This window comes from Nocardia aurea, assembly GCF_003123685.1.
GTDB classification, from domain to species: domain Bacteria; phylum Actinomycetota; class Actinomycetes; order Mycobacteriales; family Mycobacteriaceae; genus Nocardia; species Nocardia aurea.
In genome coordinates this window covers 165,848-187,547 of the sequence record NZ_QCYJ01000170.1, presented here as the reverse complement: position 1 = coordinate 187,547, position 21,700 = coordinate 165,848, and the positions used below count along the sequence as shown (strand labels likewise).

The window sequence follows — 21,700 nt, the reverse complement described above, 5'->3', positions numbered from 1 at the left end:
ACATTCGGCGCGCGGCGCGGCGTCATCCGGAACGGGTGAATCTCGTGGTGGTGCGGGACCGGAGTGCTGTCCGGGCGGCAGGTCAGCCGCGTCGGTAGGGCGGGCGCCCCGCGGGGATCCGCGGCGGCGTCGGCGGCGTGTGCTCCGGTATCTCCCGCACGACCGGATCGTCGGCGAGGGTGAATCGGTGGCCGTGGTGGCCGAGCGTGACGGGGTCGCCCGCGAGCAGTCGGTAGGTGGCCTTGTCGGCGGTGACCTCGACCGAGATCCGGCTCTCGCGCCACAGAATGCGGAATGTCAGCTTGTCGAGCGCGGCGGGCAGTCTGGGCGCGAAGGTCGCGCCGTCGCGGTGCACGCGCATACCGCCGAATCCGGCGACGCAACTCAACCAGGTTCCCGCGAGCGAGGCGATATGCAGCCCGCCCGCGACATTGTCGTGCAGATCGTGCAGATCGGTGAGACCCGCCTCGACGAAATAGTCGTAGGCCAGATCCAGATGGCCCACCTCGGCCGCCATGATGGCCTGCGCGCTCGCCGAGAGGGAGGAGTCGCGCACGGTCAACCCTTCGTAGTACTCGAAGTTGCGGGCCTTCTGCTCGTCGGTGAACTCGTCGGGGCACAGGTACATGGCCAGCGTGAGATCGGCCTGTTTGACGACCTGCCTGCGGTAGAGGTCGAAGTACGGGTAGTGCAGCAACAGCGGATAGTGGTCGGCGGGTGTGGCCTCGAAATCCCACCGCGCGTGCCGGGTGAACCCTTCGGACTGCTCGTGGACCCGCAATTCCTCGTTGTAGGGCATCGCCATTTCCTCGGCGCATTCGCGCCAGCGGGCGATCTCGTCCGCGCCGACCCCGAGACGTTCGGCGAGATCAGTTCGCCGCGAACAGGTTTCGGCGGCCTCGCGCATGTTCTGCCTGGCCATCACATTGGTGTAGATGTTGTTGTCGGCCAGCGCGGAATACTCGTCGGGACCCGTCACGCCGTCGATCCGGAATGTCGCGTTGCTGTCGTGGTGGCCCAGGCTCGCCCACATCCGCGCCGTCTCGACCAGCAGTTCGGCGCCCGCCTCGGTCTCGAAATGCTCGTCGCCGGTCGCCGCCAGGTACCGGACGGTCGCGTGGGCGATATCGGCCGACACGTGCACGGCGGCGGTTCCGGCGGGCCAGTAGCCCGAACCTTCCTCGCCGTTGATCGAACGCCACGGGAACATGGCGCCGGACTGGCGCAGTTCGTGCGCGCGCCTGCGCGCCTGGTCGAGGGTCGAATGCCGCCAGCGCAGGGCATCGCGTGCCGCCATCGGCATCGTGTGGGTCAGCACGGGAAGGACGAATATCTCGGTGTCCCAGAACGAATGCCCGTCGTAGCCGGGGCCGGTCAGTCCCTTCGCCGGAATCGCGCGTGTCTCGCCGCGCGCGCCCGCCTGGAGGACATGGAACAACGCGAACCTGATCGCCTGCTGCATCTCGGGATCGCCGTCGATCTCGATATCGGCGTTGGCCCAGAATTTGTCCAGGTACGCGCGCTGACGCTCGAGCAGTTCGTCCCATCCGGTTTCCATACCGGCGGCGAGTGCGGCGTCGACCTGGGCGCGCAGCGCCGGTGTCGAACGCTGACTCGACCATCCGTAGCCGAGATATTTGGTCAGGCGCAGACGATCGCCCTTGGCCACATCCACCGCGAGAGTCAGCCGCGCGAGATCGTCCTCGGCGTGGATATCGCAGCGCGGGGTGCGGTGCGCCTCGAGTTCGTGGTCCATACCCGCCGCCATACGCAGGCCGGAGGCGGCGGTGTGGTGCGCCAGCAGCGCCGAATAGTTCCGCGTCACAGCGAGATCGGCGATCAGCGGCCGATCGAGCGCGGCGGCCAGCCGGGGGTCGCGGCCGGGGGCCGCGATCGGTTCGTTGGTGAGCAGATCCGATTGGAGGACCAGATCCAGATCGTCGTCGAGCGGTTCCACCTCGTAGCGGATGACCGCGAGTGCGCGCTCGGTGAACGACACCAGTCGTTCGCTGCGGATGCGCACCCGCCGTCCGGTCGGTGAGGTCCACACGGTGTTGCGGCGCAGCGTGCCGGATCGGAAGTCGAGCACCCGGTCGTGCTCGGCGGTCTCGCCGTAGCGGACATCCACCGGCTCGTCCTCGACGAAGAGCCGGATGATCTTGCCGTTGGTGACATTGACCAGCGATTGGGCGTGCTCGGGATACCCGTATCCGGACTCCGCGTGCGGGAACTGCCGCTTCTCGTAGAACCCGTTGAGGTAGGTGCCCGGTGTGTCGACCGGTTCGCCCTCCTCTAGCCCGCCGCGCAATCCGATATGGCCGTTGGACAGGGCGAAGATCGACTCCGTGCGTGGCAGCGCGGTCAGATCGAGCCCGCGCCAACGCAATTGCCAATCGTCGATCTCGAATCCCTGGCTGTGCGCGCTCATCGGGTCGCCCGCAAACTCGACAGGTCGGGAATCACGATATCCGCGCCCACCTCGAGCAGTGCCCGCGCGTGTTCGGAATCGCGCACGCGGTCGACCCCGACGACATAGCCGAACCGACCGGCGCGGCCCGCGCGCACCCCCGAGATGGCGTCCTCGAACACCGCGGCGTGCTCGGGTCGAACCCCGAGCTGCTCGGCGGCCGCGAGGAAGGAATCCGGCTCGGGTTTGCCGCGCAGCCCGCGGGCGGCGATCGTCGCGCCGTCCACGCGGACATCGACGAATCGGTCGAGCCCGGTCGCGGCGAGGACCGCCTCGGCGTTCGTCGACGATGTCACCACACCGACTCGCAGCCCCTGATCACGAACCGCGCGGACGTAGGCCACCGATCCCGGATACGCCTGTACCCCTTCGTTCTCGATGATCGCGAGCAACACCTGGTTCTTGCGGTTTCCCAACCCGTACACGGTCAGCGCGTCGGCCGGGTCGCCGGGATCGCCGGGATCGCCGTCCGGCAGGGTGATGTCGCGCGATACCAGGAAGGCGCGCACACCTTCCTGGCGGGGGCGACCGTCCACGTACTCCAGGTAGTCGCGCTCGTCGAACGGCCGTTCATCCGGCCCCGCGTGGTCGGCCAGATAACTGTCGAAGACCTGCTTCCACGCGCGCCGATGTAGTACGGCAGTACTGGTCAGCACCCCGTCGAGATCGAACAGCACCGCTGTCACCGAATCCGGCAATCCCATCACCACGCCGATACCCCCGTCACCACGGAAACGACCATGTCACCGCGATACCCGAAACTCCGAAGTCCAACCCCTGCACCGCCATCCGGCCACGGTGGATACGGTGGCGCCTCATTCGAGGTGGCGCTCGCGGTGACGGTGGCTCGTGTCGCAGAGCGGATAGTTCTTCGACCGGCGGCACAGGCAGATCGCGACCATGAATCGGTCGCAGTGGATGGTGCGACCGTCGGCGGTGACCAGGTCGATCGGGCCTTCGACGAGGGCGGGGCCGTCGTCGGTGAAGGTCATTCGTGGGGGATCATCGCCGGATGCGGTCACCACGGATCACCACCAGATCCTCGGTGTCGTCGCTCGGGTCGATGCGTTCGGTTTCGGTCAACCAGGCCGCGCGGGCCCGCAGTACCGGTCCGAACGGAACGGTCGCGCGGGCGACGACCGCGGCCTTCAATCCGTGTTCGCGCAGGGTGTCCAGGGTGCGGCCGGGATCGGACAGGGCCGAATGCACGATCAGGGCGGTGCCGCGTGGGGCGAGCGCGGCGGGGACGAGGTCGCAGAGCCGGTCCAGGATCGCGCGTCCGTCCGCGCCGGCGTCCCAGGCGCGGGCCCGGCCGACGGCGGTGTCGTTCGGCGCGGGGACATACGGAGGGTTCGCGACGACGAGGTCGTAGTGGTGGTGTCCGAATACCGAGGCGAAGTCTCCACAGTGGACTTCGGCGGCGACGCCGCGCAGGCGCAGGTTGAGCCAGGCGGCCGCGGCGGCTCGGCGGGAGATGTCGACGGCGGTGACCGTCGCGGCGCCGATGCGGGCGGCGGCGATGGCGAGTGCGCCGGTGCCGGTGAAGACGTCGAGTGCGTGCGCGCCGCGTGGGATTCCGGCTTCGACCAGGGCGCGGGCGAGCAGCCAGGTGTCGGCCTGTGGTGGGTAGACCCCCGGCGGACGAAGCAGGACTCGGTGCGGGATTCGCAGCGGGTTATGCATCGGCCGCCCCTTCACGCAGCGAGCTGCGACCGGCTCGCCAAGCATCCAGCATATATTCGGCAAACCGATCCTCGAGCAGATTCGTCACCTGGATGCCGAATACCATCGCGGCGCGTTGCTCCGGTTCCTGCACCAGCAGGTCGGCGATGACGCCGTGGCGCATCACCTGTTCGTGGACGGCGTCGGCTTCGACGTGCTCGGTGTAGAAACGGATGCACGCGGGGTCGGCGTCGAATCGACGCAGGGTGTCCACCATGCGCCGAGCTCCCGGCGGCGAGGTGATCTCGACCGCGGCCAGATGCCCGACCAGGGCGCCGCGATGGCGGCGATGCAGGCCGAACAGCGACATCATGTCGACCAGCGCGAGCATCGGCGCGCCGACCACATCGAGGTAGTGCAGATAGTCGGGGTTCAGACCCGCGCCCGCCAGCAGATCGGCGTACAGCTGCGCGTGGACGCGGTCGCCGCGCCCGCCGCCGAACTCGTCGAATTCCACCGCGACCAGCGAGGCCTTGGCCTGCCCGCGCAATCGCGGGATCATCCACGCGTAGGGATCGGCCTCTTTGTGGTGGTAGATCGACCGGTGCAGGAAATATTCGCGGACCTGCCACCAGTGACCTTCGTCGAGCAGGTAGGCGCCGGTCCCGGAAGGCTCGTCGGGGACGACCAGCAAACGTTCGAGTTCGGTGTCCAGATCGTCACCGCCGGGGACGGCCTCGCGCAGGGCGTCGAGGAACACCCGCTCCATCTCCGCGCGCAGCGTCAGCAGCCCCGGATCCCATTCCCACCCGGGATCGACCTCGGGAAATCCCTGGTAGTGCAACTCGTAACAGGTGTGCAGCGCCAAGTGCAGGTCATCGCCGAAAGGGTCGACCGAACCGAGCCCGGGCAGCGGGGAACCCGGTGACCGGCCGAGCGCATCGATGACGGCGCCGGACAGTTCGCCCCGCTGGGCGAATCGCGTTCGTGTCGGAGGAACGGCGATCGTCATGGCACATCCCTGCGGTTCGAAGTTGATCAAGGTTTCTGCGTGATACCCCGGGCACTCATCGCGAAACCGCGGTAAGGGTGCCGTACCTCACGCTGTCGCCGCTTTACGGTTCGTCGGCGATTCGGCGAGGGCCTGTTCGCGCAGGCCGCTCAGGACGCGGTTGAGGATCCGTGAGACCTGCATCTGGGAGACGCCGATGCGCTCGGCGATCTGGGCCTGGGTGAGTTGGTCGAAGAATCGCCACGCGAGGATCTGACGCTCGTGTTCGGGAAGGGCGGCGAGCAGCGGACGTACCGCCATGCGGTCCTCGATGAGCCGGTAGGAGGGCTCGTGTGCGCCGAGGGTGTCCAGGACGCTGGCGGCGGAGACGTCGTCGTCCTGGCCTCCGGTGTTGTCGAGCGAGTTGGCGCGGTAGGCGTTGCGGGCGATCAATGCCCGGGTGACCTCGGTGACCTCGACGTCGAGTTCGGCGGCGATCTCGCGGGCGGTGGGACCGCGGCCGAGGCGTTGGGTGAGGGTCTCGGTGACCGGCCCGAGCCGCTGCTGGAGTTCCTTGGTCGCGCGGGGGACACGGACGGACCAGGTGTGGTCGCGGAAGTAGCGACGGACTTCGCCCATGATCGTGGGGATGGCGAAAGACAGGAACGACGCGCCGTGCGCGGTGTCGTAGCGGTCGACGGCGAGGACCAGTCCGACGCGGGCGATCTGGAGCAGATCGTCGAGTGCTTCGCCGCGGTTGTTGAACTTGCGGGCGATGTTCGCGGCCAGCGGGAGGCACAGGTCGATGATGTGGGCGCGGGTCCGCGCGTGCTCGGGATCGGTGGGGTCGAGTGCCGCCAGTTTGTCGAACCAGGGCTCGATATTGTCGTAGCTGTCACCGACGGACCGGGAGGTCCGGGGGTGTTCGGTGTCGTTCGTGGAGGCAGTCATCAGGGCGTTCCTCGTTTCCACCGCGGGGGTCGGGCTGGATCCCCGGCTACCCCGATCCCCGAGGATCAAACGGTGCGACCCGGTGAGATCTCGGCCACTCTCACCGGCCGATCGGGCCGTGTTTGGATCCGTGTTCGCGGGGGATACGAACCGCATGGCTGTGAAACCCACCAACTCCACCGGCCCCTCGCGTCTCGCCACCGGTGCGAGCTGGCTCCTCGGCTCGATCATCGCGTTGTCGAGCATCGGCGTCGGGCTGATGACCACCTCCGTGCTCGGGCCGGTCGTCGTCGCCTTCGGGATCACCGTCGGCCTCGCGATGGCGCTGGGTTTCCTGATCTGAGAAGAACCGCCCTCCGTCTCATCGATGGTCGCCGGACCGAGGTTTTTACGGTCTGCTGCGGTATTCGAGAAGAATAATCGCTGATCAGACGGATCGAATCGGAAATAGCCGATTAGTTGCTCTCTCAACGGGGTAGATCTCTGATGAGTGGGAGTACTGCCGACAACGCCCACTCTCCGGTGGAGTCGACACGGCCCATCCTGCTCGGGGGCGTGCGCGACTACCGCCTCGGCTCCGTCCGGCCATCCGGTCGGACGGAGCTGATCACTGCGTTTGCCGGGCCCGGGTCCGGGTATCGCCCTCTCGATCGAGAGGTGACGCGCAGGTGTGGCGACGCCGCTGCCGAACACCTCCCATGTCCAGGCATCGGAACGAAGGAGGTATCACGATGACGGACACCGAGAATGTGCCGTCCGCGCAGTCCCGATCGGTCACCGAACTGGTCGAGGACGCGAGTGCTCAGATCACCGGACTGGTGCGTGACGAGATCCGGCTGGCCGGACTCGAAATGCGAACCAAGGGGCAACGTTTCGGACGCGGCGCGGGACTGGCAGGCGCCGGGGCGCTACTGGCCTGGTACGGCGGCGGCGCCCTCGTCGCCGCGGTCGTGCTCGCCCTGGCGCTCGCGGTGCCGGGCTGGGCCGCCGCGTCGATCGTCGGCGCGGTACTGCTCGTCGCGGGCGCGCTGCTGGCGTTGGCGGGCAAGAAAGACGTACAGCAGGCGAGTCCGCCAGTGCCCAGCGAGGCGATTGCAGGCGTCGAAGCAGACATCCGAACCGTCAAAGAGGGGAGAAACCAGTGAGTGACGAAACGCGTCCCGGCGGCATCCCGGCCGAGCAGGAGGCACTGCGGGCCGATCGCGATCACCTGCGGGAGGAACTGGGACAGACCGTCTCGGAGCTGACCGACAAACTCGACGTGCAGGCGCAGGCGAAGAAGAAACTGCACGGGGTGGCCGACGCCGCGCGCACGACGGCCGCCGACGCCGGACACAAGGCCGAAGAGCGCGCGCACCAGGCGGCGGAGCAGGCCAGGCAGCTGGCCGACAAGGTCGAGTCGGCGACACCGGAGCCCGTGGTCGAGCGGGGTCGGCAGGCCGCCGAGGTCGCCCGACGCCGACCGGTCCCCCTGGTCGCGGTCGCGGCGGTGGCGGGCGGACTGGCGGCCTGGTGGGTGCTGCGCGGGCGGCAACGATGAAAACCCTGTACAAACCGCTGGGAATGATCGTCGGTGTGCTCGGGGGCGTGATCGCCAACGCGGCCTTCAGCCGGGTGTGGCGCTCGGCGACCGGCGCGGATCACGCCCCCACCGCGACCGCGAAGGATTACGGATGGCGTGAGGTCCTGATCGCGGCCGCCGTGCAGGGCGCCATTTTCGGGCTGGTCAAAGCCGCCGTCGACCGGGCCGGCGCGGCCGGATATCAGTCCCTGACCGGTACCTGGCCGGAATAGGTCACACCCCCATCGGAAACCGCGCCGCACGCACCGCGTGTGGCGCGTGTGGCGCGTATCGCTCGTTTGAGTGGCGGTAGGCGGGGAATGTTCTCCCGGGCCGGTCCGGATCAGTGGTGACAGTCGGTGCGCACATGCGGCCCGTGCACGATCGGGCCTGCCGGATCGGAACGAGCGCACCGGCGGAGGAGACAGCATGACCAGCATTGCGGAAGTATCGAATTCGGTTGCGTCGGTGTCGGAACCGGAAATCGCCTCGGCTCGCGCCGCACGTCTTCGGCGGCGGCTGGAACGGCTCATCGGTATCGCGGCGACCGAGGGCAACGCGCTGGTCGCGCTGCGCAACGGGGACGAGATCTTTCCGGCGATGCTCGACGCCATCCGTTCGGCCGAGCACACCGTCGACATGATGACCTTCGTGTACTGGCAGGGCGATATCGCGCGGCAGTTCGCGCACGCGCTCGCCGAACGCGCTCGCGCGGGAATCCGGGTGCGACTGCTGTTGGACGGTTTCGGCAGCAGACTCATCGAGAAGGATCTGCTGGAGGATATGGATCAGGCAGGCGTGCAGGTCGCCTGGTTCCGTAAACCGCTGTATCTGTCGCCGCTCAAACAGAATCACCGCTGCCACCGCAAGGTGCTCGTCGTGGACGAGCGGGTGGCGTTCACCGGCGGCGTCGGCATCGCCGAGGAATGGAGCGGCAACGCGCAGGACGAAAACCACTGGCGCGACACCCACGTTCGGATCCAGGGCCCGGCCGTCGACGGTGTCGCCGCGGCCTTCGCGCAGAACTGGGCCGAATGCCACGACGACCTGTTCGACGACAACGACCGTTTCGCCGGTCACGAGAGCACGGGCGGAGCCGTCGTCCAGGTGGTGCGCGGTTCTGCGAGTTTCGGCTGGCAGGACATGCAGACGCTGTTGCGGGTCGTGATCGAATCGGCCGAACAGCGGTTCCGGTTGGCGACGGCCTACTTCTCCCCGGACGCCTATTTCGTCGAATTGCTGTGTGCCGCCGCGCGTCGGGGCGTGGAGGTCGAGATCCTGCTGCCGGGGCCGCATACGGATAAACGCGTCTGCCAACTGGCCGGTCAGAACTTCTACGAGGATCTGCTGGCCTGCGGTGTGCGCATCCTGCAATATCAGCCGACCATGATGCACGCCAAGATCATCACCGTCGACGGTATCGCCGCGCTCGTCGGATCGACCAATTTCAACCGGCGCTCCCTCGACCACGACGAGGAGATCATGCTGGCGGTACTCGACGAGGAATTCACCGCGACACTGGACGCGGATTTCGACGCCGACGCCGCGGTCAGCGAACCCATCGGTGAAGGACGCTGGAAGCGGCGTTCACTGATGCAGCGGGCGCGCGAAGCGGCCGTGGTGCCGATCCGCCGCTTCCTGTGAGGTGACTCGCGCGAACGCAGGTCGGCCGATCACTGTCGGTCGGCCTTCTCCGATCGCCAGGTCTCGGGGGTCTGTCCGGTCGCCATGAAAATGGTGCGACGCCCCACCTCGACGGCATTGTCGGCGAAGCGTTCGTAGTAGCGGCTGATGAGGGTGAGGTCGACGGCGGCGGAGATCCCCTCGGTCCACTCCGGGGCGAGAACGGCGGTCAGCAGGTCGTGTTGCAGGCCGTCCATGACATCGTCCTGGTCATCGAGTGCGGCCGCTTCGTGCGGATCACCGGAGCCGAGCACTTCGATGGCGCCGTCGGCGATGGTGACCGCGGCCGCGCCCATCCCCGCCACGATCGGGTGCACCGGCTCCGGGATAGCGGGGAGCGGGTGCCTGCGACGGGCTATATCGGCGATATGTCCGGTCAGGACGCCCATCCGGGTCAGATGTCCGGCGAGCTGGATCGCGGTGACCACCTGGCGCAATTCACCCGCGACGGGTGCCTGCAACGCCAGCAGCGACACGGCCGTCGTCTCGATCCGGTCGCGGAGCACGTCGAGATCGCCGCACAGATCCAGCGCCTGCTCGGCCAACCCGACATCGGCCGCGAGCAGGGCGTCGGTCGCGACGGCGACAGCGTCACGGTCGCGTCGACACATCACCTGTAGCTGCCCGGCGAGGTGATCGAGGTTGTCGTGGAACTCTGTCCGCATACCCCCTATCCTGCCCCTGCCTCGCAACGGGCGTCGGTCGCACCCGGGTCGCGGTGACGGCTCGGCCTCGCGAACCCCGATTCGCCGCTCGCGGGTGAGGGCGGACCGGGTCGTCGTGTGACGCGGAGTTCCGATCCGGCGGCGGTGCGCGACGATCACTCCCGCGGCGCTGGAATCGGTCGGAATTTATGTCGATCCGGGACGAATAAGACCTTGTGAGAGCCTGTTTCGAGGGTGCGAACGCCACCGGCTCCTACGGCTCGTCGCGTCGGTGCGGGCCGATAATTTCGTTGTTCGGATGATCGTCGCGCTGCGCACGGGCTCGTGTCCCGGTGGCAGTACGGAAGGTGCGCAATGACAGCGGTGGAAACAGCGACCGGTCCGGCCGCGGCGGTGACGGCCGCGGACCGACATCCCTTCGTCGCGAAGGTGCGCGAATACGCCGAGACGCGACTGCGGCCGCGAGCATTGGTGACCGACCGGGACGGCGTCGCGGAGCAGCGCGTCGGCGAACTCGCCGCTCTGGGTCTGCTCAATCACGCGGCCGCACCGGAATACGGCGGCGCGGGCGTGGACCGCGCCGTCGATCGTCGCGTGCACGAGATCATCGCGGGCGCCTGCTTCAACACGTGGCTGGTCTGGGCCCAGCACGCGTCGCTGTCGCAGCGGATGGTGGAGACCACGGCGGCAGGCGCGCCGGTCTCCGCGCTCGCCCGCCGGATTCTGCGCGGAGAACTTCTGCTCGGCGCGGGCGTGAGCGACGTGCGGCGCTTCCCCGACCACTACATCGCGGCGCGCGAGACCGAGGGCGGTTGGATATTCGACGGCACGGTGTCCTGGGTCAGCGGCTGGGGTCTGAACTCGGTGCTGACCATCGCCGCCGTGGACAAGGACACCGAGACCGTCGTCACCGCGCTCGTCCCGGTCGACGAACGTGTCAGCAGTCCGGGGCCGCTCGAACTGGGCGCCGTCGGCGGCAGCCGAACGGCGCGGGTCCGCCTAGAGGATGTCTTCGTACCCGACGAGAACGTGCTCACGAAGGAGACTTTGGAGCGAGCGCGTTTCGTCGATCTCGGGGTGGCGAGCGATGCCCGCTCGCACCATTTCGGTCTGGCCGAAACGGTACTGGGCGAACTCGAGTCGACAGGGCAACCCGAAGCCGCGGAAGTCGCCGCGATCTGGCGGCCGCGCATCGCTCGGATCCGTGCCACGGCCTACGCATTGACCGACGAGGCACGGGTGAACGGCGGCGGTCCGTACCGAATCGAGGAGCGCCTCGCCACCAAGGTCGCCAGCGGGGAAGCGCTGTCCGCCATCACCCGCGCCCTGCTCATCGCCAGGTCCGGCCGCGGACTCGCGGGCGACGACACCGCCCAATTGCACGCGCGCTCGGCCCTGTTCATCCTGGTCCAGGGCCAGACCCCCGACGTCCGCCGAGCCCAGCTCGCCCGACTGGCGAGCTGAACGCGGTCCCGTCTACGGTCTCCGGTTGATCTCGTCCAGCACCAGTTCGGCGATCGCGCCGCTCCCGGTGGGAGTCGGGTGCCGATCCGGTGTCGTGTCGGTGGAGTAGTTCCCTTCGAACCACCGGCTCTCCCGTGGCGCGCACGCCTCGTGCCCGGCGGCGGCATTGCGCACGTCGACGAACCGGGCGTTGTGCGCCAGGGCTCGGCCGCGCAGCACGTCGTCGATCCGGGCGAAGAAGTCGGCGACCCAGGCGGCGTCGTCCGGGCCGAAGGTGGCAGCGCAGCCGCAACCGTATCGCCCGTAGACGCCGCCGTGCCCGACCACCACGATCGTGGCGTTCGGAGCCTTCGCCCTGACGGCGATGAGGTCGGCTTCGATCCATCCGACGAGTTCGGCGAGTTTGCGGTCGACGCGGGCGCGCACGCCCGGGTCGAATCGGCATCGGGCGTCGATGCCCTGTTCCGCCGGGAAGCACGACGAGATCAGGTTCCACCAGTTCAGATCATTGCCGCCGATGCTGATCGTCACCAATGTCGTGCTCGGGCGCAACGCGGAGATCTGGGGTGCCCTGCGGTGCCGATTACCGTCGGAACTCGTGGTGACCTGCGCGGTGAGGAGCAGATTCTCCGACGTCGCGCCCGAGCAGGTCACATCGACGAAGGAGCCGGGGCTGATCATGTCGGCGATCCGGGCGGGATAGCCGGTCGCGCTGCGCCCACAACCGTCGAATCCGGAGCCGATCTCCTTGTCCGGCGCCGCCGCCCGGGAATCGCCGATCGCGACGTACTCGATGACGCGGTCGGTTCCGACGTACTCGATCGCCCCGTCCGTTCGTGGGCAACTGCTGACGATCAGCGCCAGCGCGGCGGTCATCAACCCGAATCCCGGAAGTAGTCGTCCGGCCGTTTCTCTCATGATCGGAACGCGTGTGTCTCGCCGTACCTGCTCGACCTGCCGCGGCTAGCCGATGGTCCCGATCGTGACGCGACGTTCGTCGCGGGCTGCCCGCGTCGTTACCGTGGCAGCGGGCGGTGTACCGAATCGGATATTTCTCATCGCGGTGTAGCAGGTCTTCCTCGAGATCGGACGCCCAGCGTAGAACGCGGGTGCGCTGTCCTGCGAGTCGACCATCCCGATCCGCTCCGGAGCGAGAGGTCGGCTCACACTGATTCCAACCGCGCACCCGCACCGGCGGTGTCTCACGGTCGGTCGGGCAGCGGAAAGCCCAGGGCGGCAGCGGCTTCGTGCGGCGTGGGCTGGGACCACCGGTCGACGATCGCGGCGTTGCTGGACAGCGATCGCGTTTCGGCGCGGTCCAGGTACAGGATTCCGTCGAGATGATCGGTCTCGTGCTGCACGATGCGCGCCGCCCATCCCTCGACGACCTCGTCCACGGCGCGGCCGGATTCATCGAGGGCGGTGAGGTGGACCGCCGCGTGCCGGGCGACGACCGCCTGCCATCCCGACACGCTCAAGCAACCTTCGAAGAAGCCGACGGTGGCGTCACCAGCGGGCGAATATGTCGGATTGACCAGCACCCGCAACGGCACGGCGCGCCGGTCCCGCGCGCTGCGAACCTCGTCGGACACCTGCGCGGAATCCTCGATCACGGCGATCCGCAACGGGACCCCGATCTGCGGCGCGGCCAGTCCGACTCCCGGCGCGGCGCGCATGGTGTCGCGCATGGCCGCGATCAGCCGGGCGAGAAGACCGTCGTCGAGTTGTCCGTCGAAGGGGACGGCGCGTCGGCGCAGCACCGGGTCGCCGGCCTGCACGATGGGCAACGGCCCGTCGTCGTCGAGGAGTCGCGTCACCAGGTCGACCAGCGAGATTGCCATGCCGACAGCATCGCAATCGGTCCGGTCGCCCCACACTCCGGGACGCCGTTCGCGGCCGACGAACCGGAACTCCGGGTTTCACCGGTCGAAATGTGGAATACCGGTACCGGGAGCACCACGATGATCCGACCTTGACGCCGCCTACGAAACCGAATCCGGAGGTTGATGATGTCGAAGATCCTGTTCGTAATGACCGGTGCCGACCACTGGACCCTGGCCGACGGAAGCAAACATCCGACGGGGTACTGGGCCGAGGAGGTGGTGGCGCCGTACCGGGCGTTCAAGGCCGCCGGGCACGAGATCGTGGTGGCGACACCGGCGGGGGTGGTGCCCACCGTCGACCTGGGCAGTCTCGAACCCGATGCCAACGGCGGCCCCGAGCGGGCGGAGGAGATCGCCGCGACGCTGCGGGCCGCCACCGAACTCGCCCACCCGATCCGCCTCGACGAGGTGATTCTCGGCGATTACGAGGCCGTCTACTACCCGGGCGGACACGGACCGATGGAAGATCTCGCCGTGGACACCACCTCCGGGGCGCTGCTCAGCGCCGCGCTGGCCTCGGGTACGCCGTTGGGTGTCGTCTGCCACGCGCCTGCCGCGCTGTTGGCGACCGTCGACGCCGAGGGACATTCGCCGTTCGCCGGGTATCGGGTCGCCGCGTTCACCAATGCCGAGGAGAAGCAGGCGGGTCTGGCGGACAAGGCGAAGTGGCTGCTTCAGGATCGGCTGGTCGCGATGGGGGTGCAGGTGCAGGAGGGCGAGCCGTGGGCGCCGAATGTCCAGGTCGACCGCAATCTCTTCACCGGACAGAATCCCGCGTCGTCGGCCCCGCTGGCAGCGCTGATGCTGCAATCGCTGCGCTGAGCCGAGGTTCGTCCGGGGTGCCGGAGGGCGGTGGCGCGGAATGACCGGCGCGGTCGCGGTGTTGCGGCAGACAGCACGCCGCGATCGCGTGCCGCATGTCCGACCTATCCGACGAGAGCGGTTCCCGCCGTCTCGTCGAGCCGACTCCCGCAGAGGATATGACGTTTATGACAACCGAAACCGCCACCCGGCCCGCCGACGCCTCCGGAACCTTCGCTCTCGGCGGTGACCTTCCGGTCAACCGGCTCGGCTACGGAGCCATGCAGATCACCGGACCCGGCGTGTGGGGCGATCCCGCCGATCCGGACGAGGCCGTGCGCGTCCTTCGCCGCGCGGTCGAACTGGGTGTGAATTTCATCGATACCGCCGATTCGTACGGTCCGTTCGTCAGCGAGAACCTGATCCGCCGGGCACTGCACCCGTACGCGGACGATCTGGTCATCGCGACCAAGGCGGGGTTGACGCGGTCGGGCCCGGGGGACTGGCGTCCGGTCGGACGGCCCGAATATCTGCGTCAACAACTGGAATTGAGCCTGCGCCACCTCGGCCTGGACCGGATCGACCTGTATCAGTTGCATCGGATCGACGCGAAGGTGCCTCTGGCCGACCAGATCGGCGCGCTGCTGGAATTCCAGCAGGAGGGCAAGATCCGGCATATCGGCCTGTCCGAGGTGAGCGTCGAACAGCTCGCGCAGGCACGCGAGATCGCGGAGATCGTGTCGGTGCAGAACCTGTACAACCTGGCCAACCGCCGTGCCGAGGACGTCTTGGACTACGCGGAGACGAACGGTATCGCCTTCATCCCGTGGTTCCCCATCGCGACCGGTGAACTGGCCCGTCCCGGCGGCCCGCTCGACACCTTCGCCAAGCAGCACGAGGCGACGCCGTCGCAGTTGGCGCTGGCCTGGCTGCTGCGCCGCTCACCGGTGCTGCTGCCCATTCCCGGCACCTCGTCGGTCGCCCACGTCGAGGAGAACACCGCGGCTGCCGCGATCACCCTCACCGACGAGCAATTCGCCGCCCTGGCCGACGCGGTCTGATCCGTCCGGACACCGAACCTGGAGGGAATGGCACGGTGCCATTCCCTCCAGGTGGCGGCGGGTCAGTCGGCGTCCTCGAGCGAGGTGATCCGGTGGTCGAGGCGATTCCCGGCCCGGCGCACATCGCCGCTGCGATGTTTGATCGGCCGAGTGTGGGTAGCCGTTGTGTGGCAAGCGCATTCGACTCTGGAGGACCGTCGGAATGGTTACCCGTACGCACTGGTCGACTCGCCGCGACCACGAAAGACATGATCGGGCCTCGTCCCGCTCGGTGCCCGCACCGCTGCTGCTCGGTGTGTGGATCCTGCTGATCGCGGCGGTGAGTATCGCACTGGCACTGCTCTGATCGCGGTTTTCCCGCGATAATCCCCGTGAGAACAAGTGATCCGCCCGGCAACGCTGTCGCGTCACCGGGCGGATCGCTTCCCCGTTTGCCGTGGACGCCGCCACGTCTCACGGCCGAGATCAGCATAGAAGGTCGCCCCGCGCGGCGCGTGACGCCACGCCGAAAGTGACTGTGTTTCACACCGTGTGGGCGTTTCCCTCGAGCGGACGTCGGCGGGGTGCGCGCATCGCGCGCGAACTCGCAGGGAGTGCAAGAACATTCGGAGCGCGTCGGTACGGTCGCGCGACGCGGGTTTCGGTCGCCGCGCGGCGGCGGCGTGTCGATCGGACCTGGCTTCCCCGCCGGACCCGCCGACCTGCTATCTTGAACGCCGTTCAAGTCTGTAGTGGAAGGTCGTCCATGGAGGGTGTCGAGAAGTCGCGCACGCGGCGGGCCCGGATTTCCGCGCGGGATATGGCGCAGATCGCCGTATTCGCCGCGCTGATCGCCGCGCTCGGTTTGCCGGGGGCGATCACGGTGGGTTTCAGCGGCGTCCCGATCACGGTACAGACCCTCGGCGTGATGCTGGCGGGGGCGGTGCTCGGCGCCAGGAAGGGCACCGCGGCCGCGGTCGTCTTCCTCGCGCTGACCATGATCGGACTGCCGCTGCTCTCCGGCGGCCGAACCGGCCTGACCGCGATGGCCGGACCCAGCGCGGGCTACCTGATCGGGTGGATTCCCGCCGCCTTCGTCATCGGTCTGCTCACCGAACGCATCCTGCCGAAGTATCCCGTCGCGCTGGGCGCGGCGATCAATATCCTCGGCGGAATCGTGGTGATCTACCTGTGCGGGACCATCGGACTGCTGTTGCGCACCGATCTGGGATTCCGCGAATCGATCACGACCAATTTCGCCTTCATCCCCGGCGACCTGGCGAAAGTTGCCGCGGCAACGGTAGTGGCCAAGGGAGTGCACCGCGCGTATCCGGGCCTGACCGGTGCCTGAGCCGCTGCTCGGCGGCACGGGTGATCGGCCCGCGATACTCGCGAACGGCCGGAGCTACACCTACCGGGAACTCGACCGCCTGATCGAGGACCACAACCGGGATCGCGACGCCCCGGTCGACGACGCCTCCGGTCTGGACCTGGCCGCCGCGTTGATCCGCGTCCTGGCCGCCGCGCGTCGCGGCGTCGCCGTGCTGGTGGAGGATCCCGAACACCGCCCGCGGCGGACCGAGATCCCCGAGTCCGCCTTCCTGCTCGTGGCGACATCCGGCTCGACCGGGACCCCCAAGCCACTGGCCAGGACGGCGGCCTCCTGGTACGACAGCTTCCCGGCGTTCACCGAGATCACCGGGGTGACCGAGGACGACCGGGTACTCGTGACCGGGCCGCTACACGCCACCATGCACCTGTTCGGCGCGTTGCACGCCCTGTGGTGCGGCGCGTGCGTCACCGACGATCCGGCCGTGGCCACCGTCGTGCACGCCGTCCCCGCCGTGCTGCGCGAGGTGGTGGCCGCCGCGCCCGGACTGCGGACCGCGATCGTCGCGGGGATCGCGCTCGACGGCGGCGCGATCGCGGCGGCGGACCGGGTTTCGATCGTCGAGTACTACGGATCGTCGGAAGTGTCGCTGGTGGCCGCGCGCCGCGTGCCCGACCCGCTGCGACTGCTCGACGGCGTCGAGGCGCGAATCCGCGATGGACTGCTGCACGTCCGGTCGCCGTACACGGTCATCGGCGCACCGGACTGGTATCCGGTCGGTGATCTGGCCGAACTGGGCGAGAACCGGGAACTGGTGGTGCGCGGACGCGGCGATTGCGCCATCAATGTCGGGGGCACGACGGTCCTCGCCGAGGACGTCGAGCGCGTGCTGGAATCGGTCGACGGCATCGTCGCCGTCGCGGTCATCGGCGCCCCGCACACGGTATTCGGTGAGATCGTCACCGCCGCCGTCGAACTGGACGACGAGGTGGACCTCGACCGTGTCCGCTCCGCCGCGCGGGCGCTGCTGACCAAGGAGGCGATGCCGCGACGCTGGCTGCCCGTGCCCACGCTGCCGCGCACGGCATCGGGCAAGGTCGCGCGGTCGCGGGTGCGGGAACTGCTCGGATGAACCCCGTCCTGATCGCGCCGTGGCGGACCCCGATCGGCAATGCCGGACACGGTTTCGCCGACCTGACGACCACCGACCTGGCCGCACCCGTCCTGCGCGCGGTCCTGTCGACCGTGCGCGCTGGTGGCGTCGACGCCGAGGTGGACGACGTCGTGCTCGGCAACTGCCTCGGTCCCGGCGGGGACCCCGCGCGCGTGGCCGCACTGCGGGCGGGGTTGGGTATCGGTGTGCCCGGTGTGACGGTCGATCGGCAATGCGGTTCCGGTCTGGACGCGGTGATGCAGGCGGTGCTGCGGGTTCGCGGCGGCGCCGACGACCTGATCCTGGCCGGTGGCGTGGAATCGGCGAGTACCGCGCCCTGGCGTTTCTGGCCGCCGGTCGCCGGAGCCGACCCCGTGCGCTACACCAGGGCTCCCTTCGCGCCGCCGGAATTCCCCGATCCCGATATGGGTGCGGCCGCCGACGAGTTGGCGCGGGTGCGCGGAATCGGCCGCGAACGGCAGGACGCCTACGCGGCCCGTTCGCACACGCTGGCCGCCGCGACGGATTTCTCCGCCGAGATCGTGCCGATCGGCGCGGTCACCCGCGACGAACGGATCCGCGCCGGGATGACGGTGGCCCGCCTGTCCAGACTGCGCCCGAGCTTCGGCGCGCAGGGCACGGCCACCGCCGGGAATTCGTGCGGCATCTCCGACGGCGCCGCCGCACTCGCCGTCACGAGTGCGGCGAGGGCGTCGGGAATGCCCGCGCTGCGCGTGCTCGGCTGCGCGGTCGCCGGATCCGACCCGGCGCTCCCCGGTCTCGGTCCGGTGCCCGCGATCCGGAAAGTGCTGCGCCGCAGCGGTCACGCTGTCTCCGATCTCGGCATCGTGGAGATCACCGAGGCCTTCGCCTCGGTCGTCCTCGCCGTCGCCGACGAACTCGGCCTGGACGAGACGACGATCTGCCCGCAGGGCGGCGCGATCGCGATGGGCCACCCGTGGGGCGCTTCCGGGGCGATCCTGCTGGTTCGCCTGGCGAGTCAGATGCTGTCCGCAGACGGTCCGGAACTCGGCCTGGCCGCGTGCGCGATCGGCGGCGGACAGGGGATCGCCGTGCTGGTGGAGCGGGTGTCGTGAGCGAGATCGTGTTCGAGGCGGTGAGTCACCGCTACGGCGAACGGCACGTCCTGCGCGATATCGATCTGCGCCTGAGCGAACGCCGCATCGGCGTCATCGGAGCGAACGGATCGGGCAAATCCACCCTCGCTCGGATGATCAACGGCCTGCTGACCCCGACCGCGGGCCGGGTCACGGTCGACGGCGTCGACGCGTCCAAGAAGGGCGCGCAGGTCAGGCGGAAGGTCGGATTCGTCTTCACCGACCCCGACACCCAGATCGTGATGCCGACGGTGGGGGAGGATCTCGCGTTCTCGCTGCGGCGCAGCGGGTCGAGCAAGGCGGAGATCGCCGCGCGGGTCCAGGAGATCCTCGAACGGTTCGGGCTCGAAGAGCACGCCGAACATCCCGCCCATCTGCTCTCGGGTGGGCAGAAGCAATTGCTGGCACTGGGCGCGGTACTCATCCGCAGGCCGTCGGTGATCGTCGCCGACGAACCGACCACCCTGCTCGATCTGCGCAACGCCCGCATCGTCGCGAACGCGCTCGACGCCGTCGATCAGCAGGTGATCGTGGTGACCCATCAACTGGCGCTGCTGGACACCTTCGAGCGCGTCGTTGTCGTCGACGAGGGCGCGGTGGTTTTCGACGGCACCCCCGAGGATGCCGTACCCGCCTATCGCGGGATCGTCGAATGATCGGCTACTACCAGCCGGGACGGTCGATCGTGCATCGGCTGCCCGCGGGCACGAAGCTGATACTGCTGATCGTCGCGATCGTGGCGAGCACGATATTCGTACGGACGCCGGTCCAGGCGCTGGCCGTCGGGGGCGGTGTCGCGGTGCTGTTCGCGGTCGCGGGCATCGGCTGGCGCGTCGCCGCGGCGCAATTGCGGCCGATGTTCTGGATGCTGGTGGTGATCGCGGTATTCCAGGTGCTGATCACCTCGTGGTCGCGGGCCGCGGTGGTGTGCGGCGTGCTGATCGTCTCGGTCGCGCTCGCGGCGCTGGTCACCCTCACCACGCGGGTGAGCGACATGCTCGACGCGGTGACACGCGCACTGGGTCCGCTGCGCCGATTCGGGGTCGACCCCGAACGCGTCGGACTCCTTCTCGCCCTGGCTATCCGGTGCGTTCCGTTGCTGAGCGGGATCGTGCACGACGTGGCACAGGCCCGGCGTGCCCGTGGACTCGAATGGTCGGTCACCGCGCTGGTCACCCCGGTACTGGTCCGCGCGTTGCGGACCGCCGACGCCATGGGCGACGCACTCGCCGCGAGAGGAGTCGACGATGACTGACCTGCTGACCGACCGTATCGCCGCGCGGGTCGCCCGCGATCCCGACGCGCTCGCCGTCGTCGCGGCCGCGGACAGCGTCGACTACGGACACTTCTGGTCGCGCGTCACGCGCTGCGCGGCGGGGCTGGACGGTATGCGCCGTGTCGCGGTGCTGCCGACCTCGGATATCGAATCGCTGGTCGTGGTCGCCGCGGCGATGCGCGCCGGGGTGAGCGTGGTGCTGCTGCACCGTCATCTGCTGCCGGAACAGCTCGCGCGCGTTGTCGCCGTCGCCGCACCGGGCGCGGTGGTCGCCGCGACCTCCCAGCACCGGCGGCTGCGCCGACTCGGCCGCGACGATGTGATCACCGCGTCCGATCTGGAGAGCGCGGGAACTTCCGGATCCGCGACGCCGGATTCCGAACTGCTGGTCGGTATCACCTCCGGCACCACCGGCGAGCCGAAACTGTTCGTCCGCGACCAGAAATCGTGGTCGGCGACGCTGGACCGCTCCGATCGGACCTTCGACATCGGCGCGGGTGACCGCGTTTCGGTGCCCGGCGTACTCGACCACACCCATTTCCTCTACGGGGCCCTGCACGCCCTCACCCGAGGCGCGGCCGTCGACCTGCGACCCGTGCTCACCGCGCTCGCCGACGAGGTGACGCACCTGTATTCCGTGCCCACGATCGCCTGGGACGTGGCCCGGTCCGGGATCGCCCCGGCTGCTGGCGTGCGGGAGGTGCTGTCCTCGGCGGCGCGCTGGCCGAAATCGGGTCGCGAGGCGCTGCGCCGTGTGCTGCCGAACGCGTCGCTCGTGCACTTCTACGGCGCTTCTGAACTGAGTTTCGTCTCCTACGACCGCGATCTGGGAGCCGACGACGAGAACGCGGCGGGCGAACTGTTCGACGGTGTCGACGCCCGGATCCGCGACGGGCTGGTACACGTCCGCAGCGATATGTTGTTCGACGGATACCTCACCGACGACGGAATCACCGGGGGTCCGGTCGACGGCTGGATGACGGTGGGCGACCGCGGCCTGGTCGACGGAAGACGGCTCACCCTGCTCGGCCGCGACAGCGAAATGCTCATCCGGGCGGGCCTGAATGTCGAACCGGCCGCGGTCGAAACGGCGCTGACCACACTCCCCGGCATCACCGACGCCGCGTGCATCGGTATACCCGACGCCCGCATGGGACAGGTCCCCGTCGCCGCCGTCGTGGTCGAGGACGCCGCGCCGAGTTCCGCCGAGATCTGGCGTCACCTGCGCGCGACGGTGCCGAGCCCGAGTATGCCGGTGCGCCTGGTGACGGTGCCGGAACTGCCACGGACACCGCGCGGAAAACTCGACCGGCGCGCGCTCGCGGAACTGCTCACCTCCGACTCGCGAACGGAACCGGGCGGCCGGGATTCGTGATCTGGCGACGGTAAGCCGGGGGCCGCAGTGCGCGGACCTCGCCCCGTCGATCTCACGGAAGATCCGCACGTGGTCGGGAGATTTCACAACCGCAGAATCGGCCGCACTGTGCGAACCCGATGGTCGAATCGTGGCTACCCCACGGTGTTCGGGCCTGTGATAGCGTCACGCCTGCCTACGACCGGTGACGCCTCAGCGTGGAGTGCGTCCGAATCCGGCTGTCGGTGTCGGCTGACCGTCGGGCTGGTCCGACTTCGCCCGTCGTGCCGCGAATTGTCCC

24 protein-coding genes are annotated in these 21,700 nt (G+C 68.8%); 15 read left to right on the top strand and 9 right to left on the bottom strand.

What is annotated here, in order from left to right:
• Positions 1-82 precede the first annotated feature (82 nt).
• From DAT37_RS40585 to DAT37_RS40560, 6 genes are all read right to left on the bottom strand, one after another.
• On the bottom strand, positions 83-2,428 hold the full coding sequence (locus tag DAT37_RS40585; RefSeq protein ID WP_109530257.1) for a glycoside hydrolase family 65 protein: 2,346 nt from the start codon (positions 2,426-2,428) through the stop codon (positions 83-85).
• Positions 2,425-3,171, bottom strand: a complete 747-nt coding sequence (locus DAT37_RS40580; RefSeq protein WP_109530256.1) for an HAD family hydrolase — start codon at positions 3,169-3,171, stop codon at positions 2,425-2,427. Before DAT37_RS40580 ends, DAT37_RS40585 begins: the two co-directional genes overlap by 4 nt.
• 111 nt (positions 3,172-3,282) lie before the next feature.
• Positions 3,283-3,459, bottom strand: coding sequence for a CDGSH iron-sulfur domain-containing protein (locus tag DAT37_RS40575; protein WP_109530375.1), 177 nt, complete (start codon positions 3,457-3,459; stop codon positions 3,283-3,285).
• Between the two features lie 10 nt (positions 3,460-3,469).
• Positions 3,470-4,150 carry a HemK2/MTQ2 family protein methyltransferase gene (locus DAT37_RS40570; protein WP_109530255.1) on the bottom strand — a complete coding sequence of 227 codons (681 nt, stop codon included), beginning with the start codon at positions 4,148-4,150 and terminating at the stop codon, positions 3,470-3,472.
• Positions 4,143-5,141 carry an iron-containing redox enzyme family protein gene (locus tag DAT37_RS40565; RefSeq protein ID WP_109530254.1) on the bottom strand — a complete coding sequence of 333 codons (999 nt, stop codon included), beginning with the start codon at positions 5,139-5,141 and terminating at the stop codon, positions 4,143-4,145. The genes DAT37_RS40570 and DAT37_RS40565 overlap by 8 nt, the downstream gene beginning before the upstream one ends.
• 87 nt (positions 5,142-5,228) lie before the next feature.
• Positions 5,229-6,071, bottom strand: a complete 843-nt coding sequence (locus tag DAT37_RS40560; protein WP_109530374.1) for an RNA polymerase sigma factor SigF — start codon at positions 6,069-6,071, stop codon at positions 5,229-5,231.
• Between the two features lie 154 nt (positions 6,072-6,225).
• Between DAT37_RS40560 and DAT37_RS40555 the strand changes: the two genes are divergently transcribed.
• From DAT37_RS40555 to DAT37_RS40535, 5 genes are all read left to right on the top strand, one after another.
• A complete protein-coding gene (locus tag DAT37_RS40555) occupies positions 6,226-6,414 on the top strand; it encodes a hypothetical protein (RefSeq protein ID WP_157978952.1) in 189 nt (62 codons plus the stop codon).
• Positions 6,415-6,802: 388 nt separating this feature from the next.
• Positions 6,803-7,216, top strand: a complete 414-nt coding sequence (locus DAT37_RS40550) for a phage holin family protein (RefSeq protein WP_109530252.1) — start codon at positions 6,803-6,805, stop codon at positions 7,214-7,216.
• Positions 7,213-7,611 (top strand): DUF3618 domain-containing protein, encoded by a 399-nt coding sequence (locus DAT37_RS40545; RefSeq protein ID WP_109530251.1) that lies wholly within the window; start codon positions 7,213-7,215, stop codon positions 7,609-7,611. Before DAT37_RS40550 ends, DAT37_RS40545 begins: the two co-directional genes overlap by 4 nt.
• The gene (locus DAT37_RS40540) at positions 7,608-7,865 is read left to right on the top strand and encodes a DUF4235 domain-containing protein (RefSeq protein ID WP_109530250.1); all 258 of its coding nucleotides are present in this window, start codon (positions 7,608-7,610) and stop codon (positions 7,863-7,865) included. The genes DAT37_RS40545 and DAT37_RS40540 overlap by 4 nt, the downstream gene beginning before the upstream one ends.
• 196 nt (positions 7,866-8,061) lie before the next feature.
• Positions 8,062-9,276 (top strand): phospholipase D-like domain-containing protein, encoded by a 1,215-nt coding sequence (locus DAT37_RS40535; RefSeq protein WP_109530249.1) that lies wholly within the window; start codon positions 8,062-8,064, stop codon positions 9,274-9,276.
• A 29-nt stretch (positions 9,277-9,305) separates the two neighbouring features.
• On the opposite strand, the gene DAT37_RS40530 is transcribed toward DAT37_RS40535, so the two are convergent.
• Positions 9,306-9,980 carry a phosphate signaling complex PhoU family protein gene (locus tag DAT37_RS40530; RefSeq protein ID WP_109530248.1) on the bottom strand — a complete coding sequence of 225 codons (675 nt, stop codon included), beginning with the start codon at positions 9,978-9,980 and terminating at the stop codon, positions 9,306-9,308.
• Between the two features lie 354 nt (positions 9,981-10,334).
• On the opposite strand from DAT37_RS40530, the gene DAT37_RS40525 reads away from it, so the two are divergent.
• Positions 10,335-11,444 (top strand): acyl-CoA dehydrogenase family protein, encoded by a 1,110-nt coding sequence (locus DAT37_RS40525; protein ID WP_109530247.1) that lies wholly within the window; start codon positions 10,335-10,337, stop codon positions 11,442-11,444.
• A 12-nt stretch (positions 11,445-11,456) separates the two neighbouring features.
• On the opposite strand, the gene DAT37_RS40520 is transcribed toward DAT37_RS40525, so the two are convergent.
• Entirely contained in the window at positions 11,457-12,362 is a 906-nt protein-coding gene (locus DAT37_RS40520) for an SGNH/GDSL hydrolase family protein (RefSeq protein WP_109530246.1), read from the bottom strand.
• Between the two features lie 284 nt (positions 12,363-12,646).
• Complete coding sequence (locus DAT37_RS40515; protein WP_109530245.1) at positions 12,647-13,285, bottom strand: peptide deformylase; 639 nt, start codon at positions 13,283-13,285, stop codon at positions 12,647-12,649.
• 168 nt (positions 13,286-13,453) lie between these two features.
• On the opposite strand from DAT37_RS40515, the gene DAT37_RS40510 reads away from it, so the two are divergent.
• The 9 genes from DAT37_RS40510 (at position 13,454) to DAT37_RS40475 (ending at position 21,420) form a co-directional block, all read left to right on the top strand.
• Positions 13,454-14,149, top strand: coding sequence for a type 1 glutamine amidotransferase domain-containing protein (locus DAT37_RS40510; RefSeq protein WP_109530373.1), 696 nt, complete (start codon positions 13,454-13,456; stop codon positions 14,147-14,149).
• Positions 14,150-14,316: 167 nt separating this feature from the next.
• Positions 14,317-15,189 carry an aldo/keto reductase gene (locus DAT37_RS40505; protein ID WP_109530244.1) on the top strand — a complete coding sequence of 291 codons (873 nt, stop codon included), beginning with the start codon at positions 14,317-14,319 and terminating at the stop codon, positions 15,187-15,189.
• A gap of 202 nt (positions 15,190-15,391) precedes the next feature.
• Positions 15,392-15,535 carry a hypothetical protein gene (locus DAT37_RS44625; RefSeq protein ID WP_157978951.1) on the top strand — a complete coding sequence of 48 codons (144 nt, stop codon included), beginning with the start codon at positions 15,392-15,394 and terminating at the stop codon, positions 15,533-15,535.
• Positions 15,536-15,934: 399 nt separating this feature from the next.
• A complete protein-coding gene (locus DAT37_RS40500) occupies positions 15,935-16,519 on the top strand; it encodes a biotin transporter BioY (protein ID WP_232840295.1) in 585 nt (194 codons plus the stop codon).
• Entirely contained in the window at positions 16,512-17,630 is a 1,119-nt protein-coding gene (locus DAT37_RS40495) for a class I adenylate-forming enzyme family protein (RefSeq protein ID WP_109530243.1), read from the top strand. The genes DAT37_RS40500 and DAT37_RS40495 overlap by 8 nt, the downstream gene beginning before the upstream one ends.
• Positions 17,627-18,748, top strand: a complete 1,122-nt coding sequence (locus tag DAT37_RS40490) for a thiolase family protein (RefSeq protein WP_109530242.1) — start codon at positions 17,627-17,629, stop codon at positions 18,746-18,748. Before DAT37_RS40495 ends, DAT37_RS40490 begins: the two co-directional genes overlap by 4 nt.
• Positions 18,745-19,425, top strand: a complete 681-nt coding sequence (locus DAT37_RS40485) for an energy-coupling factor ABC transporter ATP-binding protein (RefSeq protein WP_109530241.1) — start codon at positions 18,745-18,747, stop codon at positions 19,423-19,425. Before DAT37_RS40490 ends, DAT37_RS40485 begins: the two co-directional genes overlap by 4 nt.
• Positions 19,422-20,024 carry an energy-coupling factor transporter transmembrane component T family protein gene (locus tag DAT37_RS40480; protein WP_109530240.1) on the top strand — a complete coding sequence of 201 codons (603 nt, stop codon included), beginning with the start codon at positions 19,422-19,424 and terminating at the stop codon, positions 20,022-20,024. Before DAT37_RS40485 ends, DAT37_RS40480 begins: the two co-directional genes overlap by 4 nt.
• Positions 20,017-21,420 carry an AMP-binding protein gene (locus DAT37_RS40475; RefSeq protein WP_109530239.1) on the top strand — a complete coding sequence of 468 codons (1,404 nt, stop codon included), beginning with the start codon at positions 20,017-20,019 and terminating at the stop codon, positions 21,418-21,420. Before DAT37_RS40480 ends, DAT37_RS40475 begins: the two co-directional genes overlap by 8 nt.
• The last annotated feature ends 280 nt before the right edge of the window (positions 21,421-21,700 follow it).

Excerpts from the sequence above, each read along its gene's own strand:
- DAT37_RS40530 (WP_109530248.1), bottom strand. The coding sequence starts at position 9,980 with ATGCGGACAGAGTTCCACGACAACCTCGATCACCTCGCCGGGCAGCTA.
- DAT37_RS40505 (WP_109530244.1), top strand. The coding sequence starts at position 14,317 with ATGACAACCGAAACCGCCACCCGGCCCGCCGACGCCTCCGGAACCTTC.
- DAT37_RS40480 (WP_109530240.1), top strand. The coding sequence starts at position 19,422 with ATGATCGGCTACTACCAGCCGGGACGGTCGATCGTGCATCGGCTGCCC.
- DAT37_RS40490 (WP_109530242.1), top strand. The coding sequence starts at position 17,627 with ATGAACCCCGTCCTGATCGCGCCGTGGCGGACCCCGATCGGCAATGCC.
- DAT37_RS40515 (WP_109530245.1), bottom strand. The coding sequence starts at position 13,285 with ATGGCAATCTCGCTGGTCGACCTGGTGACGCGACTCCTCGACGACGAC.
- DAT37_RS40550 (WP_109530252.1), top strand. The coding sequence starts at position 6,803 with ATGACGGACACCGAGAATGTGCCGTCCGCGCAGTCCCGATCGGTCACC.
- DAT37_RS40510 (WP_109530373.1), top strand. The coding sequence starts at position 13,454 with ATGTCGAAGATCCTGTTCGTAATGACCGGTGCCGACCACTGGACCCTG.
- DAT37_RS40585 (WP_109530257.1), bottom strand. The coding sequence starts at position 2,428 with ATGAGCGCGCACAGCCAGGGATTCGAGATCGACGATTGGCAATTGCGT.
- DAT37_RS40555 (WP_157978952.1), top strand. The coding sequence starts at position 6,226 with ATGGCTGTGAAACCCACCAACTCCACCGGCCCCTCGCGTCTCGCCACC.
- DAT37_RS40535 (WP_109530249.1), top strand. The coding sequence starts at position 8,062 with ATGACCAGCATTGCGGAAGTATCGAATTCGGTTGCGTCGGTGTCGGAA.
- DAT37_RS40570 (WP_109530255.1), bottom strand. The coding sequence starts at position 4,150 with ATGCATAACCCGCTGCGAATCCCGCACCGAGTCCTGCTTCGTCCGCCG.
- DAT37_RS40575 (WP_109530375.1), bottom strand. The coding sequence starts at position 3,459 with ATGACCTTCACCGACGACGGCCCCGCCCTCGTCGAAGGCCCGATCGAC.
- DAT37_RS40475 (WP_109530239.1), top strand. The coding sequence starts at position 20,017 with ATGACTGACCTGCTGACCGACCGTATCGCCGCGCGGGTCGCCCGCGAT.
- DAT37_RS40525 (WP_109530247.1), top strand. The coding sequence starts at position 10,335 with ATGACAGCGGTGGAAACAGCGACCGGTCCGGCCGCGGCGGTGACGGCC.
- DAT37_RS40565 (WP_109530254.1), bottom strand. The coding sequence starts at position 5,141 with ATGACGATCGCCGTTCCTCCGACACGAACGCGATTCGCCCAGCGGGGC.
- DAT37_RS40560 (WP_109530374.1), bottom strand. The coding sequence starts at position 6,071 with ATGACTGCCTCCACGAACGACACCGAACACCCCCGGACCTCCCGGTCC.
- DAT37_RS40540 (WP_109530250.1), top strand. The coding sequence starts at position 7,608 with ATGAAAACCCTGTACAAACCGCTGGGAATGATCGTCGGTGTGCTCGGG.
- DAT37_RS40500 (WP_232840295.1), top strand. The coding sequence starts at position 15,935 with ATGGAGGGTGTCGAGAAGTCGCGCACGCGGCGGGCCCGGATTTCCGCG.
- DAT37_RS40520 (WP_109530246.1), bottom strand. The coding sequence starts at position 12,362 with ATGAGAGAAACGGCCGGACGACTACTTCCGGGATTCGGGTTGATGACC.
- DAT37_RS44625 (WP_157978951.1), top strand. The coding sequence starts at position 15,392 with ATGGTTACCCGTACGCACTGGTCGACTCGCCGCGACCACGAAAGACAT.
- DAT37_RS40580 (WP_109530256.1), bottom strand. The coding sequence starts at position 3,171 with ATGGGATTGCCGGATTCGGTGACAGCGGTGCTGTTCGATCTCGACGGG.